Raw genomic sequence first — 15,400 nt, 5'->3', positions numbered from 1 at the left:
TTTCCAGGGCCAAGTTCACAGACATGGCCAGGATGCGAGCATGACGTGCGTCGCGGGTGCGAAGCGACACACGGATCTCCCGAGGCTTCCCTTGCTCGTCTCGAAGTCGAGTGGGCACGATCCAACGGAAGCTGAACACGCCGTGGCGGTTCAGCTGGAGCCGTGCGGGACGACGAGTGGCCAAGGTGGATACCTCAAGTGGACACCCGGCCAAAGAAAAAAGGCCACTAAGTCGTTGACTCGTGGCCTTTTCTAGGATTTGGTGGCGCTTCAGGGATTCGAACCCCGGACCTGCGGATTATGATTCCGTCGCTCTAACCGGCTGAGCTAAAGCGCCTTGCGAAGACCGCTATTCTAGACAGCTTTTGGGCGACAATGCAAGCGTTGCTCAAAAAAAGTTTCCTCGGCCTTCAGCAGGCCCGGGCTGGTCGCGGATCAGTCTGCGGATCCGGACACTTCTCGCGAGCCGTCGCCGGGCATTGTTGCGGCCCGACCAACCCATCTGCCATGTTCAGTTTTTTCAAGAAGAAGTTCGGTGGCGGCGCAGCCAGCCCGGCGCCAGCACCGGCTGCGGAGGCCGCACCGGCGGTTGTTGCCGCCGAAGTGGTGGCACCTGCAGCTGCACCTGTGGGGGCACCTGTTTCGGTGCCTGAGTCTGCTCCCGCAGCAGCGCCCGTGGCTGCCGGGTCCTCGGTGCTGCCCTCGCAGGTGCCGGCCCCCGCGCCTCTCGCCGCCACTGCGCCTGTGCCGCAGAAGGTGGAGGCACAAGTCGCGGTGCCGGTCGCCGCAACTGCCGTCGCACATGCACCCGCAACTGCACCCACAACTGCAGCCGAGCCGGCCCCGCGCAAGAGCTGGCTGGACAAGCTCCGCCAGGGCCTGCGCAAGACCGGCAGCAGCATCGCCCAGGTCTTCACCGGCACGCGCATCGATGACGATCTCTACGAGGAGCTCGAGGCCGCGCTGCTGATGGCGGACACCGGTGTCAAGGCCACGGAGTTCCTGCTGGACGACCTCAAGCGTCGCGTCAAGGAGTCCAAGGCCACCGATCCCCAGGCCGTGCGCGGCCTGCTGGTCGCGGCCCTGGCCGAGTTGCTGAAGCCGCTGGAGAAAAGCCTGCAGGTGGGTGAACACACGCCCACCGTGATGATGGTCGTGGGTGTCAACGGCGCCGGCAAGACCACCAGCATCGGCAAGCTCACCCGCCATCTCGCCGAGGCCCAGCAGCGCGTGCTTCTGGCCGCGGCCGACACCTTCCGCGCCGCGGCCCGCGAGCAGTTGGCGGTGTGGGCAGACCGCACGCAGGTGGAGATCGTCAGCCAGGAAGGGGGCGACCCCTCGGCCGTCACCTTCGATGCCGTGGTGGCGGGCCGTGCGCGGGGCTGCGATGTGGTGATTGCCGACACCGCCGGCCGCCTGCCCACGCAGCTGCACCTGATGGAGGAGCTCAAGAAGATCCGCCGCGTGATCGGCAAGGCACAGGAGGGGGCGCCGCACGAGGTGCTGCTGGTCGTGGACGGCAACACCGGCCAGAACGCGCTGAACCAGGTCAAGGCCTTCGACGACGCCCTGGGTCTGACCGGCCTCGTGGTGACCAAGCTGGACGGCACGGCCAAGGGCGGCGTGCTGGCGGCCATCGCGCGAGAGCGCCCCATCCCCGTCTACTTCATCGGCGTGGGCGAGAAGCTGGAAGACCTGCAGACCTTCAGTGCGCAGGAGTTCGCGCAGGCGCTGCTGGAGTGAGCGGTGTGTCCGCGAGCCGGACGCCGCAAAAACAAAGGGCCGCAACTGCGGCCCTTTTGCATTTGGCGATGGTGAAGGCCGCAGGGTTCAGAGCCCCATGCCCTTCATGCCCTTCATGCCGCCCATGCGCTTCATCATCTTGAAGAGGCCGCCGCCCTTCATCTTTTTCATCATGCCCTGCATCTGGTCGTACTGGTTCAGGACGCGGTTGACCTCCTGGATCTGCACGCCGGCGCCGGCGGCGATGCGGCGCTTGCGGCTGGCCTTGCTCTTGTCGTCCAAAAGCAGGCGGGGGTGGGCGCGCTCCTTGGCGCTCATGGCATTGAGGATGCCCTCCATGCGTCGCATGTCGCGCTCGGCGCGGTCCATGTCGCCCTGGCCGGCCTTGCTGGCAATCTGCGTGGGCAGCTTGTCCATCAGACTGGAGAGGCCGCCCATCTTCTTCATCTGGGAGATCTGGGCGAGGAAGTCGTTGAGGTCGAAGCCGTCGCCGGACTTGAGTTTCTCGGCCAGCTTCTGGGCAGCGGCCATGTCCACGCCCTTGGTGACTTCCTCCACCAGAGCCACGATGTCGCCCATGCCCAGCACGCGGCCGGCATGGCGCTCGGCGTCGAAGACCTCCAGGCCGTCGATCTTCTCGGAGACGCCTGCAAACTTGATCGGCGCGCCGGTGACCTGGCGCACGGAAAGCGCGGCGCCGCCGCGCGAGTCGCCGTCCAGCTTGGTCAGGATCACGCCGGACAGGGGCAGGGCCTCCTTGAAGGCGCGCGCCGTGTTGACGGCATCCTGGCCTTGCATGGCGTCAACGACGAAGAGCGTCTCGATCGGGTTCAGCGTGGCGTGCAGCTCGCGGATCTCGGCCATCAGCGCTTCGTCGATGGCCAGGCGCCCGGCCGTGTCGACCAGTAGCACGTCGAAGTAGTGCTTCTTCGCGTAGTCCAGGGCTGCCAGGGCGATGTCGCGCGGCTTCTGGTCGGGGCTGGAGGGGAACCACTCGCCGCCGGCTTGGGCCGTGACGGTCTTGAGCTGCTCGATGGCGGCGGGACGGTAGACGTCAGCCGAAACGGTCAGCACCTTCTTCTTGCGCTTCTCGATCAGGTGCTTGGTCAGCTTGCCGGTGGTGGTGGTCTTGCCCGCGCCCTGCAGGCCGGCCATCAGGATGACGGCGGGCGGCTGGGCGGCGAGGTTGATGTCGGCCAAGCCCTCGCCCATGGTGGCGGCGAGTTCCTTGTGCACCACCGAGACCAGCACCTGGCCCGGATTCAGCGAGCCCACGACCTCCTGGCCCAGCGCCTTGTCCTTGACCCGCGCGATGAAGTCGCGCACCACCGGCAGGGCCACGTCGGCCTCCAGCAGGGCCATGCGCACTTCGCGCAGCATGTCCTGCACATTGCTTTCGGTGATGCGGGCCTGGCCCCGCATCGTTTTCACGAGCTGGCTCAGGCGGTCGGTGAGGGTGGATGCCATAAAGACGGCCTCACCGCGGAGGTGAGCGCGCAAATTACACTGTGGCGATGATTTTATCGTCCGTGTCTGCTGCGACCGCGAGCGGGGCCCTGGCGGCCGCTTCTGCTGTCGCCCTGCTGAGCTATGCCGTGGTGGCACTTCGCGCGCAGTTCCACGCGAACAGGCTGCATCCGCTGGTGCCTCTGGCCTTCTCCGCCCATCTCGCCGCGCTGCTGATCGACATCGCCGGCCTCGGCCTGGACCAGCCCGGCGCGCGCTTCGGCTTTGCGCCGGCGCTCTCGATGACGGCCTGGCTGATCCTGGCCGTCTATCTGGTCGAGAGCCGCCTGCTGCCACTGCCCCAGCTGCGGCGGGTCCTCTCACTGCTGGCGGCGGGCGCTGTGGCCCTGGCATGGGCCTTCCCGGGTGAAAGCCGTCCCGCGGCGGCCTCGCCCTGGGCACCGCTGCACTGGGTGCTGGGCCTGGCGTCCTACGGCCTCTTCGGCGTGGCGGTGCTGCATGCGGCCCTGCTGAACCGTGCCGAGCGCCAGATGCGCCAGATGGGCCAGCACAAGGGGCAAGGCCTGACCCTGGGTCTGCCCTTGTTGCGCCTGGAACGGCTGACCTTCCAGTTCGTCGGTGCCGGCGTGGTCGTGCTCTCCCTGGCCATCGTGCTGGGCTGGCTCTTCACGCCGCAGTGGCGCTGGGACCACAAGACACTGCTGTCCGTGCTGGGCTGGCTGGTCCTGGTGGGTCTGCTGACCGGCCGGCGCATCTTCGGCTGGCGCGGCCGCCGCGCGACGCGCTGGCTCTACCTGGGCGCCGCGCTGTTGCTGCTCTCGTATGCCGGCACCCGCTTCGTGCTGGAAGTGGTGCTGCAGCGTCCCATGGGAGTCTGAATGAAGTACCTGCTGCTCCTGCTGGTGGTGATGGGCCTGGTCTTTCTCAGCGGCGTCCGCAAGGGGCGGGCGGGCACTGGCAGCGCGCCGAGCCCGGGGGAGGATGCCAGGCCGCGCGGTCAGGCCGCGGGGGCCGGCGCAGCGATGATGGTGTCCTGCGCCGAATGCGGCACCCACCTTCCGGAGTCCGAGGCCTTCCCCGGACGGGGCGGACACTTCTGCAGTGCCGAGCACCGTCAGCGCCACGAGGCCCGCCAGAGCCATGGCTGATCGCTCCCTGGCGCCGGACACCATCTCCTGGTTCGGCCCTCACCAGGATAGCGGCTGGGACGGGGGCGAGCCCGAGAGTTCGGGCGCCGATCCGCATTTCTTCGATCGACGGGCCGTTGCAGGCAGCACGACCTTCCAGCGCATGCTGCGCGCCTTCCTGGCCGCGCGTGCCGCACTGGGCCTGGCTCTGGTGGCCGCCCTGCTGCTGGGGCAGGTGCTGGGTTCGGTGATGCCGCTGCGCCTGCTGGGCCTCTGTGTGGCCTACGCCCTGGTGGCGGTGTTCACCTGGTGGTGGGTGGGCTTTCGGGGGCAGCCCGTGCCGCGGCAACTGGCCAGCCCAGTGCACCTGCTCTGGTGGAGCAGTGTGGGCCTGGACCTGATCAGCTTCGGCCTGCTCAACGTGCTGGACGCCAGCGCTGGCGTTGGCTTCAGCGCGCTGTTCATCCTGCCGGTGCTGATGGCGGGCGTGCTGTCGCCGCGGCGCATGGCCCTGGCCACGGCGGCGGCGGCCTCGCTGCTGCTGCTGGGGCATGCGGGCTGGCGGGTCTGGGCGGGGCAGGAGAGCGGCCTCCGAATCAGCCAACTGGGCCTGGTGAGCTGCGGCTTCTTCGTGATCGGTGTGCTGGCCTCGGAGCTGGCAGGTCGCCTGGCCCGCGAGGAGCGCGCCGCCCGCGGCAGCCTCGAGTTCGCGCGCCAGCAGGCCGAGCTGAACCGGCTGGTGATCGACGAGATGCAGGAGGGCGTGCTGGTCGTGGATCGCCGCGGCCGCGTGCGCGCCGCCAATCCCGCCGCGCAAGCCCTGCTGGCGCATGGCCAGCATGCACCGGCCGCGCCCTTCCAGCTACGCAGTGTGGCGGCCTGGTCCGGACTTGTGGCGGCCGTGGAGGAGGCCTTCTCTCGCGGCGGCTGGCCGGAAGGCGGGCAAGACGTGACCCTCACCTTCGAGGGCGGCGGCCCGCGCAGCCTGCGTGTGCGCATGCGCTTCACGCGGCGGCGCGAGTCCAGCGCGGAAGAGGACCTCTGCGTGCTGCTGCTTGAGGACAACCGCAAGGTCATGGCGCGCAACCGCCAGGAGAAGCTGGCCGCGATGGGGCGGGTATCGGCGGGCATCGCCCATGAGATCCGCAACCCGCTGGCCGCTATTGACCAGGCCAACGCCCTGCTGTCCGAGGACATGCCCGACCCGCGCTCGCAGCAGCTGACGCGCATGGTGGCGTCCAATGTGCAGCGCCTCAAGCGCATTGTGGATGACGTGATGGAGGTCGCCCCCGGCGTCGCGCCCGAGCCGGTGGCTTTCGATGCGGCCAGCCTGGTGCGGACCTGCTGCGAGGACTGGATCAGTACCAACCAGCTGCCCATGGGCGGCATGAGCCCCATGAAGCTGGACCTGCCCAGCCAACCGGTGATGGTGCTCTTCGAGCCCGAGCACCTGCGCCGCGTGCTGGTCAACCTGCTGGACAACGCGCTGCGCCACGCGCCCTCGGGGGCGGATACCGTGCGCGTGCGCCTCGACGCCCATCCTGGCCATGAGGCGCGGCCGGTGCTGCTGAGTGTCTTCAGCCTGGGCGAGCCTATTCCTGCAGACATCGAGCGCCATCTCTTCGAGCCCTTCTTCTCGACCCGCAGCCGCGGTTCCGGACTGGGGCTCTACATCTGCCGCGAACTGTGCGAACGTTACGGCGCCCGCATCGACTACCGCAGCCATCGCAGCGGTGAGCGGGGCGGCAATGAATTCCGAGTCCAGCTGCGGCGGCCCAGCCTCGCCGAGGGCACGGTCCCCGCAGACCTTTTCTCCCCAACTTCATGAGCGCTTCCACACCCTACAGCCTCCTGGTCATCGACGACGAGCCGGACCTGCGCACCCTTTACGAACTGACCCTGGTTCGCGAGGGCTATGAGCTGGAGACCGCCGGCTCGGTGGAGGAGGCCCTGCAACGCCTGCAGCTGCGCCGCTACAGCGCCGTCATCACCGACATGCGCCTGCCTGACGGCAGCGGCCTGGACGTGCTGGCCTGGCTGGAGGCCCAGGGTCGGCGCGAAAAGGCCATCGTGATCACCGCCTTCGGCTCCTCGGAGAACGCGGTTGAGGCGCTGAAGGCGGGCGCCTTTGACTACCTCACCAAGCCCGTCGACCTGCGCCAGTTCCGCATGGTCGTGGCCTCTGCGCTGGGGCGCGTGCCGCAGCAGCCGCCTTCGGTCGTGCCTTCGCGCCTGCCCTCCGAGCGTGGTGGCGCCGAATCGCCCCAGGCCACGCTGCCGCCTGCGCCCGCCAAGCCGCGCGCGGAAGCCGTGACCCCGCGGCGGGTGGCTGAGCGCCTGGCCGGCGATTCCGTGGCCATGCAGCAGGTGCGCGACCTGATCGAGAAGGTCGCGCGCAGCATGGCCCCGGTCCTGCTGCAGGGCGAGTCGGGCACCGGCAAGGAGCTGGTCGCCCGCTCCATCCATGAGGCGGGCTCGCGGGCGGGCGAGAAGTTCATCGCCGTCAACTGTGGCGCCATCCCCGAGCAGTTGCTGGAGGCCGAGTTCTTCGGCTATCGCAAGGGCGCCTTCACAGGGGCCAATGAGGACCGCGAGGGCTTCTTCCAAGCCGCGCATGGCGGCACCCTGTTCCTGGACGAGATCGGCGACCTGCCCCTGGCCATGCAGTCCAAGCTGCTGCGGGCCATCCAGGAGCGCTCGGTCCGGCCGGTGGGCGCGGTGAGCGAGCTGCCGGTCAATGTGCGCATCCTCAGCGCCACGCACAAGGACCTGGCCAGCGAGGTGGGCGCCGGGCGTTTCCGCCAGGATCTGTTCTACCGCCTCAATGTGATCCAGATCCGCGTGCCGCCGCTGCGCGAGCGCATCGAAGACCTGGGGGCCATCGCCTCGCGCGTGCTGCGCCGCATCGCACAGGATGCTGGCGTCAGCCCGGCTCCGCAGCTGGACGCCGACGCCATGCAGCAGCTGCGCCGCTACAGCTTCCCCGGCAATGTGCGAGAGCTGGAGAACATCCTCCACCGCGCGGTGGCTCTGTCCGGCGGCGAATGGATCCATGCCGACGAGCTGGACTTGCCCGACCAGGACCTCGAGTCCGGCGAGCCGGCCGTGGATGTGGAGATTGACCTCGACCCCAGCGCCATCACCCGGCAACTGCCGGGGCTGCACGAGGCGCCGCTGCCCTCCGACCTGGCGGCCTACCTCGATGCGGTGGAGCGCGACATCCTCGTGCGGGCGCTGGAGCAGCACCGTAACAACCGCACGGCCGCTGGCGCCAGCCTCGGCCTCTCGCTGCGGCAGATGCGCTATCGCATGGCCCGTCTGCAGATCAGCGTGGGTGAGGGCGGTGACGGCGCCTGAGCGGCCGGGCTGGGACGCGGGCTGGCTGAGCTGGGCCCGTGCGGTGCCCTCGCCCAACTTCGGGCCGCGCCCCGGGGCCGAGCGGCCCAGTCTGCTGGTGCTGCATTCCATCAGCCTGCCGCCCGGCGTGTTCGGGGGCCCGGAGATCGAGGCGCTGTTCACCAACTGCCTGGACTGCGCCGCCCATCCTAGCTTCGAGGCCCTGCGCGGCCTGGAGGTCTCGGCGCATTTCCTGATCCGGCGCGATGGCGAGCTGCTGCAGTTCGTCAGCACCGATGAGCGGGCCTGGCATGCGGGGGCATCCAGCTTCCGGGGGCGCGAGCGCTGCAACGACTTTTCCATCGGCATCGAGCTGGAAGGCGTGGAAGGCGGGGTCTTCGATGAGCGGCAATACCTGGCCCTGGGCCACTTGCTGCCGCAGCTGCGCGAGCGCTACCCGCTGGTGGCCGTCGTGGGCCACGAGCACATCGCGCCGGGGCGAAAGGCGGATCCGGGGTCGGGTTTTGACTGGCTGCGCCTGCGCCAGGACCTGGGCTGGGCGGCCGAGCTGTTTCCGTTTGTTTAGCCACTGTCCCTTGCACAAGGGATAGCCGTTCGGCCTGCGCCCCGATTGACGGAAAGCCTGCCCCCGTCGATCCGGCAAGGCCTGACCCCAGCCCCTGTTTCAGCCGCCTCCGGCATCGCGATCCCATGCGGGCCCGGGGCCCGAATCGCCCTGCGAGCCCGCGCCATTGCTGGGTCTGCGTCCGCGAGGTCCCTGTTCATGGGGCCTGTGCGCCGATCCAGGCTTTTTCGGGGCCTGTGGGTGCCCTTTTCCGGAGGGCCCGCTTAGTCATTTGCGCCGGCCTGGTCAATGGGGGTAGGACGCTATCGGTAGTGCTTGAAGAGGGTGGGTGCCCTAGATATAGTGTTCTTTCATGCTATCCTGCTGACTTGGCAAACCACTGAGATGCCTCGCGTTCAAGCCCTGCCAACCTTCGTCGCCGCTTCCTGGGAAGCCGGCCTCGGGGACTTCACACCAGGGTTCGCAGGATGCCGCCGGAGTTCGCTCCGCATGGCATCGGCCGGAACGGAAAGCGCAGTGGAGCCCAGTCGCCAGCGGCGGCAGGGCGGGCATACCGGCTGCATGAGCCGGCCCGTCGTGACGCAGCTGTCGGCATCTGGGCGTGAGCCATCCAAACCAAAAAAAGAATCTTGGGAACGCTGAGGCGGGCCCGGGCTTTTTGTTCTCTGCAGTAACGATTTCCAGACAAGGACTCTTCATGCAAACCGTTGTCGCCAGCACGCTCGCCGAAGGCGCCGTGGCCCACGCTGCCACCGCTGACACGCCTCGTCAGTCGGCCTTCCAGGCTTACCAGATCATCCGCCGCAATGGTGCTGTGGTGTCCTTCGAGCCCAGCAAGATTGCCATCGCGCTGATGAAGGCCTTCCTGGCCGTGCATGGCACCAGCGGCGCAGCTTCGGCCAGCGTGCGCGAGACGGTGGACGCCTTGACCGAGGCCGTGGTGCGCGCCCTGCTGCGCTCGCGCCCCAGCGGTGGCACCTTCCATATTGAAGATGTGCAGGACCAGGTCGAGCTGGGCCTGATGCGTGGCGGCCATCATGAAGTGGCCCGTGCCTATGTGCTGTACCGCGAGCGCCGCTCCCAGGAGCGCCTGCGCCAGGGCGAGGTGGCCCAGGCAGCCGCGCCCGAAACGACCCTGATGGTCACCGACGGCGGCCTCCGCGTGCCCCTGGATCTGGGCCAGCTCACCGCCCTGATCCGTTCCAGTTGCGAAGACCTGGGCGCTGACGTCAAGCCCGAGCCCATCCTGGCCGAGACCAAGCGCAATCTGTACGACGGCGTGCCGATCGATGAGGTCTACAAGGCCGCCATTCTGGCCTCGCGCACCCTGATCGAGAAGGACCCCGGCTACACCCGCGCCACCGCCCGCCTGCTGATGCACACCATCCGCAAGGAGATCCTGGGCGAGGAAGTGACGCAGGCCGAGATGCAGACGCGCTACGCCGACTACTTCCCGCAGTTCATCAAGAAGGGCATCCAGGCCGAGCTGCTGGACGAGAAGCTGGGTCAGTACGACCTCGCCAAGTTGGGCGCCGCCTTGAAGGCCGAGCGCGACTTCCAGTTCGACTACCTGGGCCTGCAGACCCTGTTCGACCGCTACTTCCTGCACACCGAGGGCAAGCGCATCGAGATGCCCCAGGCCTTCTTCATGCGCGTGGCCATGGGCCTGGCGCTGAACGAGATCGACCGCGAGACGCGCGCCATCGAGTTCTATGAAGTGCTGTCGAGCTTCGACTTCATGAGCTCCACGCCCACGCTGTTCAACTCGGGTACCCGCCGCTCGCAGCTCTCCAGCTGCTACCTGACGACCGTCGCTGACGACCTCGACGGCATCTACGAGGCCCTGAAGGAAAACGCGCTGCTGTCCAAGTTCGCCGGCGGCCTGGGCAATGACTGGACCCCCGTGCGCGCCCTGGGCTCGCACATCAAGGGCACCAACGGCAAGTCGCAAGGCGTCGTGCCCTTCCTCAAGGTGGTCAACGACACGGCAGTGGCCGTCAACCAGGGCGGCAAGCGCAAGGGCGCTGTCTGCGCCTACCTGGAGTCCTGGCACCTGGACATCGAGGAGTTCCTGGAGCTGCGCAAGAACACCGGCGATGACCGCCGCCGCACCCACGACATGAACACCGCGAACTGGATCCCCGATCTGTTCATGCGCCGTGTCGTGGAAGGCGGTGACTGGACCCTGTTCAGCCCCTCCACCTGCCCGGACCTGCACGACCTCTTCGGCCAGGCCTTCGAGAAGGCCTACGTCGAGTACGAGGCCAAGGCGGACCGCGGCGAGATCAAGCTCTTCAAGCGCATGCCCGCCAAGGACCTGTGGCGCAAGATGCTCTCGATGCTGTTCGAGACCGGCCACCCCTGGATCACCTTCAAGGACGCCTGCAATGTGCGCTCGCCGCAGCAGCACGTGGGCGTGGTGCACTCGTCCAACCTCTGCACCGAGATCACGCTGAACACCAATGACAGCGAGATCGCCGTGTGCAATCTGGGCTCGGTCAACCTGGTCCAGCATCTGAAGGACGGCCCGGATGGCAAGAAGGTCATCGACCACGACAAGCTGAAGATGACCGTCCGCACGGCCATGCGCATGCTGGACAACGTCATCGACATCAACTACTACGCCGTCAAGAAGGCGCGCGACTCCAACCTGCGCCACCGCCCCGTGGGCCTGGGCCTGATGGGCTTCCAGGACGCGCTGTATGCGCTGCGCACGCCCTATGCCTCCGCCGAAGCCGTGGAGTTCGCCGACCGCTCGATGGAAGCCATCTGCTACTACGCCTACTGGGCCTCGACCGAACTGGCCGAGGAGCGCGGCCGCTACAGCAGCTACCGCGGCTCGCTGTGGGACCGCGGCATCCTGCCGATCGACTCCCTGGACCTGCTGCTGCAGGAGCGCGGCGGCTATGTCGAGGTCGACCGTTCCTCGTCCATGGACTGGGACAGCCTGCGCCAGCGCATCGCCACCTACGGCATGCGCAACAGCAACTGCGTGGCCATCGCCCCGACCGCGACCATCTCCAACATCATCGGCGTGGACGCCTCGATCGAGCCCTGCTTCGGCAACCTCTCGGTGAAGTCCAACCTGTCCGGCGAGTTCACGGTGATCAACGAGTCCCTGGTGCGCGACCTCAAGCAACTGGGCCTGTGGGACGACGTGATGGTCATGGACCTGAAGCACTTCGACGGTTCGCTGCGCCGCATCGACCGCGTGCCCGAAGAGCTCAAGGCCCTGTACGCCACCGCCTTCGAGGTGGAGCCGCAGTGGCTGGTCGAGGCTGCCTCGCGCCGCCAGAAGTGGATCGACCAGGCGCAGAGCCTGAACATCTACATGGCCGGTGCCTCCGGCAAGAAGCTGGACGAGACCTACAAGCTGGCCTGGCAGCGTGGCCTCAAGACCACCTACTACCTGCGCACGATCGGCGCCACGCACGCTGAGAAGAGCACGGTCAGCAAGGCAGGCCAGCTCAATGCGGTGCCGGGGGGCATGTCGGGCATGAATGCCGCCCCGGTGGCCGCGGCCCCCGCCGTGCAGACCGCGCCGGCGGTCGAGGTGGACAGCACCCCGGCCACCGACATCAAGTTCTGCTCCATCGACAACCCCGACTGCGAGGCCTGCCAGTAAGGCTTGCAGCAAGACCGCGCCGGCGACGTCCGTCGCGGTCGCATTCAGAAGCGAGCGTTCATCGCTGCCCGCGTTCGGCGGGCATCCGTGAATGCTTCAGCACAGGACTTCGGCGCCATCGCGCGCCGCCGCGGGCTGAAATAGTCACGCACATTTGCGGCGTTAGCGATGCGGTCCAGCAACAGCGCATTTGTGTCGCTGTCAAGAAGTCCTTGGTGTTTTAGACACAACACTCCGATAATCCGCAAGATAGGAAGTCCACCATGTTGGTTTGGGAAGAAGACCGTAAGCCCGCGCCTAGCGCCTCGAATCATGGCCTGAGCGCCACCCACTCCAGCGGCCTGCAAAAGGCCGTGGCGGCAGCGACGCCGCCGGCTTCTGCTTCCGCCCCCGCCGCAGCCAGCGAGCGCCGCGTCAACATCGCCGACAAGCGCATCATCAACGGCCAGACCGACGTCAACCAACTGGTGCCCTTCAAGTACAAGTGGGCCTGGGACAAGTACCTCGCCACCTGCGCCAACCACTGGATGCCGCAGGAAGTGAACATGTCCCGCGACATCGCCCTCTGGAAGGATCCCAACGGCCTGAGCGAGGACGAGCGCCGCATCATCAAGCGCAACCTGGGCTTCTTCGTGACGGCTGATTCCCTGGCCGCCAACAACATCGTCCTGGGCACCTACCGCCACATCACGGCCCCCGAGTGCCGCCAGTTCCTGCTGCGCCAGGCCTTCGAGGAAGCGATCCACACGCATGCCTACCAGTACATCGTCGAGTCCCTGGGCCTCGACGAGAGCGAGATCTTCAATGCCTATCACGAGGTGGCCTCCATCCGTGACAAGGACGAGTTCCTGATCCCCTTCATTGACGCGATCATGGACCCGAACTTCCACACGGGCACGCTGGCTGCCGATCAGACGCTGCTGAAGTCACTGATCGTCTTCGCCTGCCTGATGGAAGGGCTGTTCTTCTACGTGGGCTTCACCCAGATCCTGGCCATGGGTCGCCAGAACAAGATGACCGGTGCCGCCGAGCAGTACCAGTACATCCTGCGCGACGAGTCCATGCACTGCAATTTCGGTATCGACCTGATCAACCAGATCAAGCTCGAGAACCCGCAGCTCTGGACGCCCGAGTTCAAGGCCGAGATCAAGGCCCTGTTCCTGAAGGCCGTGGAGCTCGAGTACCGCTATGCCGAGGACACCATGCCGCGTGGCGTGCTGGGCCTCAATGCCGCGATGTTCAAGGGCTATCTGCGCTACATCGCCAACCGTCGTGCCACCCAGATCGGGCTGGAGGAGCTCTTCCCCAATGAAGAGAACCCCTTCCCCTGGATGAGCGAAATGATCGACCTGAAGAAGGAACGCAACTTCTTCGAAACCCGCGTCATCGAATACCAATCCGGTGGCGCCCTGTCCTGGGATTGAGCGGGCTGCCTGGTCAGCGGCCTGTGTCCTTCCCGATTTGAGTGCTCGTCAATGAGATCAAGACAAGCGATGCCAATGAACCGTCAGACGCGGAAAAGCGCGGCGGTGCATCGCGACCCCATTCACCGTACCGTGGCGCTGCTCCAAAGCGACTCTCGGGCGGTGGATAGCTGCGCTGAGGTGGACCGGTCCGCCGCAGGCAGTGCTTTGTTCACTTGATCAAGGAGAAAACCATGGCAACTGCAAAGACCACGGCCAAGAAGGCCGCTACCGCCAAGAAGGCAGCGCCGGCCAAGAAGGCTGCTGCTCCGGCAAAGAAGGCCGCTCCGGCCAAGAAGGCTGCTGCTCCGGCAAAGAAGGCCGCTCCGGCCAAGAAGGCTGCTGCTCCGGCAAAGAAGGCCGCTCCGGCCAAGAAGGCTGCCGCTCCGGCAAAGAAGGCCGCTCCGGCCAAGAAGGCTGCCGCTCCGGCAAAGAAGGCCGCTCCGGCCAAGAAGGCTGCTGCTCCGGCGAAGAAGGCCGCTCCGGCCAAGAAGGCTGCTGCTCCGGCGAAGAAGGCCGCTCCGGCCAAGAAGGCTGCTGCTCCGGCAAAGAAGGCCTCCGCGACCAAGAAGCCGCCGATCAAGGCTGCTCCCAAGGCCGCTGCGAAGCCCGCTGCCAAGGCAGCAAAGCCCGCTGCCAAGGCTGCGAAGCCTGCCGCCAAGGCTGCGAAGCCGGCTGCCAAGGCTGCGAAGCCGGCTGCCAAGGCTGCGAAGCCGGCTGCGAAGCCCGCTGCGAAGCCGGCTGCGAAGCCTGCCGCCAAGAAGGCCGCAGCTGCTCCTGCCGCTGCCAAGCCTGCTGCAGCACCGGCCGCCAAGACGGCCCTGAGCCCGCAAGCCGCGTGGCCCTTCCCGACTGGCAACAAGCCCTGAGCTTGAGTCCGGGCGAGCACCTTCGGGTGCTCCCCATCAAAGCAGAAAACCCGGCCTCGGCCGGGTTTTTTCATGCCTGTCTCGCGGGGAGCTGGGGTGCAGCCGTGAGTGATGGGGCCCGCGCTGAAGCCAGGGCCGGGCCGCAGCAGCGCGGAGGCGCGCCTGGGTCAATCGACGGCATGCAGGACAGGTCGGCGAGCACCTCGCGAGCGCGCTCAGGGATAGAAGATCTCGACCGTGTAGCCGTTGACTCGCTGCCGGCCGGTGCTGAACACCAGCTGCAGGGCCTGCTCGCTGTTGGCACTCGTGCTGGCGCGGCCATTGGCGAAGTCCTCGGGCTTCAGGGCCTTTTTCATCAGCACTTTGCCATTGCCGTCGTTGAGGCTCAGTTCGACCCAGGGCGTGGCCAGCTCCCAGGGGCTCTTGTTGCGCAGGCTGAGGCTGAACTTGTAGTGGTTGCCGCTGGCGGCTTCCGACAGGCCCGTGCTCTCGACACTGAAGGCATCGAGCCGGCGCCAGGGCTGCAGCTCGCAGCCCAGCTTCTCGCAGACGCCACCCAGCCATTGACGAGCCAGGGGTGACTGCGTGGAGAGGGCATCGCGGTAATGCCAGGTCAGCTGCGCGGCCGCCGTCAGCAGCAGCAGCAGGCTGCCCAGCCCCAGGGCCAGGCGCACCCCGGGACGCTGCCAGCGCGCCTCGCCTTCTGCGCGGCGCAAAAAGCCCGGCTTGCGGGACGGCGTGGCAGGCATGGCCGCCGTGGTGCTGGCGGGCGCAGGGGAGGGCTCCTGCAATGCCTGCGCCTGAGCCTGGGCCGACTGCAGACGCGGCGAGAGCACGACGTCAGGGCCCAAGTCCGCAGCAGCTGAAGACTGGGGTTCGAGTGATGCGGGAGAGCGGGCGAAGATGGGCCCCGAGGCCGCCTCGGAGGGCTCGAACTTCATCCCCTTGGGCTCGGGCAGATCCTCCCGGGTATCGACGGGCATTGCCGGCGTGGAGGGCTCCTCCCAGAAGGGCTCGCGGCGGTCGCCTGGTCGCTCGCTGGGGGCGGACCAGGCGGGTGCCTGGGGCAGCTGGCCGGCATCCCCGTGCGGGGCCGTGCCGGTGTTCGTGGCCCTCGCCATGGCGGACGGCACGGCAGGCGGCGGTGCCATCGGCGCGGGATCGCGGGCCAGGGGCCGGCTGGG

General features: G+C 67.4%; 11 protein-coding genes, 1 tRNA gene and 1 pseudogene. 9 read left to right on the top strand and 4 right to left on the bottom strand.

What is annotated here, in order from left to right:
* Positions 1–10: 10 nt before the first annotated feature.
* Positions 11–139 (bottom strand): annotated as a pseudogene (locus H5407_RS24835) (DUF6538 domain-containing protein); the annotation flags it as partial.
* A gap of 121 nt (positions 140–260) precedes the next feature.
* Positions 261–337, bottom strand: a tRNA-Met gene (locus H5407_RS06280).
* 170 nt (positions 338–507) lie between these two features.
* On the opposite strand from H5407_RS06280, the gene ftsY reads away from it, so the two are divergent.
* Complete coding sequence (ftsY, locus tag H5407_RS06275) at positions 508–1,743, top strand: signal recognition particle-docking protein FtsY (RefSeq protein ID WP_183103592.1); 1,236 nt, start codon at positions 508–510, stop codon at positions 1,741–1,743.
* Between the two features lie 87 nt (positions 1,744–1,830).
* Here the strand turns inward: ftsY and ffh are convergent, their stop codons facing one another.
* A complete protein-coding gene (ffh, locus tag H5407_RS06270; RefSeq protein WP_183103591.1) occupies positions 1,831–3,210 on the bottom strand; it encodes a signal recognition particle protein in 1,380 nt (459 codons plus the stop codon).
* Positions 3,211–3,257: 47 nt separating this feature from the next.
* Here ffh and H5407_RS06265 point away from each other — a divergent pair, with 47 nt between their 5' ends.
* From H5407_RS06265 to H5407_RS24195, 8 genes are all read left to right on the top strand, one after another.
* Positions 3,258–4,088: a cytochrome c biogenesis protein CcsA gene (locus H5407_RS06265; RefSeq protein WP_183103590.1), complete on the top strand. Its 831-nt coding sequence runs from the start codon at positions 3,258–3,260 to the stop codon at positions 4,086–4,088.
* Positions 4,089–4,358, top strand: coding sequence for a PP0621 family protein (locus tag H5407_RS06260; protein ID WP_183103589.1), 270 nt, complete (start codon positions 4,089–4,091; stop codon positions 4,356–4,358).
* Positions 4,351–6,165, top strand: a complete 1,815-nt coding sequence (locus H5407_RS06255; protein ID WP_183103588.1) for a PAS domain-containing sensor histidine kinase — start codon at positions 4,351–4,353, stop codon at positions 6,163–6,165. Before H5407_RS06260 ends, H5407_RS06255 begins: the two co-directional genes overlap by 8 nt.
* Complete coding sequence (locus tag H5407_RS06250; RefSeq protein ID WP_183103587.1) at positions 6,162–7,694, top strand: sigma-54 dependent transcriptional regulator; 1,533 nt, start codon at positions 6,162–6,164, stop codon at positions 7,692–7,694. Before H5407_RS06255 ends, H5407_RS06250 begins: the two co-directional genes overlap by 4 nt.
* A complete protein-coding gene (ampD, locus tag H5407_RS06245; protein WP_404935596.1) occupies positions 7,672–8,259 on the top strand; it encodes a 1,6-anhydro-N-acetylmuramyl-L-alanine amidase AmpD in 588 nt (195 codons plus the stop codon). Before H5407_RS06250 ends, ampD begins: the two co-directional genes overlap by 23 nt.
* Before the next feature lie 697 nt (positions 8,260–8,956).
* Positions 8,957–11,884 carry a ribonucleoside-diphosphate reductase subunit alpha gene (locus H5407_RS06240; RefSeq protein WP_183103585.1) on the top strand — a complete coding sequence of 976 codons (2,928 nt, stop codon included), beginning with the start codon at positions 8,957–8,959 and terminating at the stop codon, positions 11,882–11,884.
* Between the two features lie 263 nt (positions 11,885–12,147).
* Positions 12,148–13,308, top strand: coding sequence for a ribonucleotide-diphosphate reductase subunit beta (locus H5407_RS06235; RefSeq protein WP_183103584.1), 1,161 nt, complete (start codon positions 12,148–12,150; stop codon positions 13,306–13,308).
* A 233-nt stretch (positions 13,309–13,541) separates the two neighbouring features.
* Positions 13,542–14,216, top strand: coding sequence for a histone (locus H5407_RS24195; protein ID WP_255501103.1), 675 nt, complete (start codon positions 13,542–13,544; stop codon positions 14,214–14,216).
* A 215-nt stretch (positions 14,217–14,431) separates the two neighbouring features.
* Here H5407_RS24195 and H5407_RS06225 read toward each other — a convergent pair.
* Positions 14,432–15,400 (bottom strand): DUF3426 domain-containing protein (locus tag H5407_RS06225; protein ID WP_183103582.1); only part of this gene is annotated, 969 nt, incomplete at its 5' end.

It is taken from the genome of Mitsuaria sp. WAJ17 (assembly GCF_014174515.1).
Lineage (GTDB): Bacteria > Pseudomonadota > Gammaproteobacteria > Burkholderiales > Burkholderiaceae_C > Roseateles_B.
Note: the sequence above shows the minus strand (reverse complement) of the source record. Positions and strands in the feature narration are given on the sequence as shown.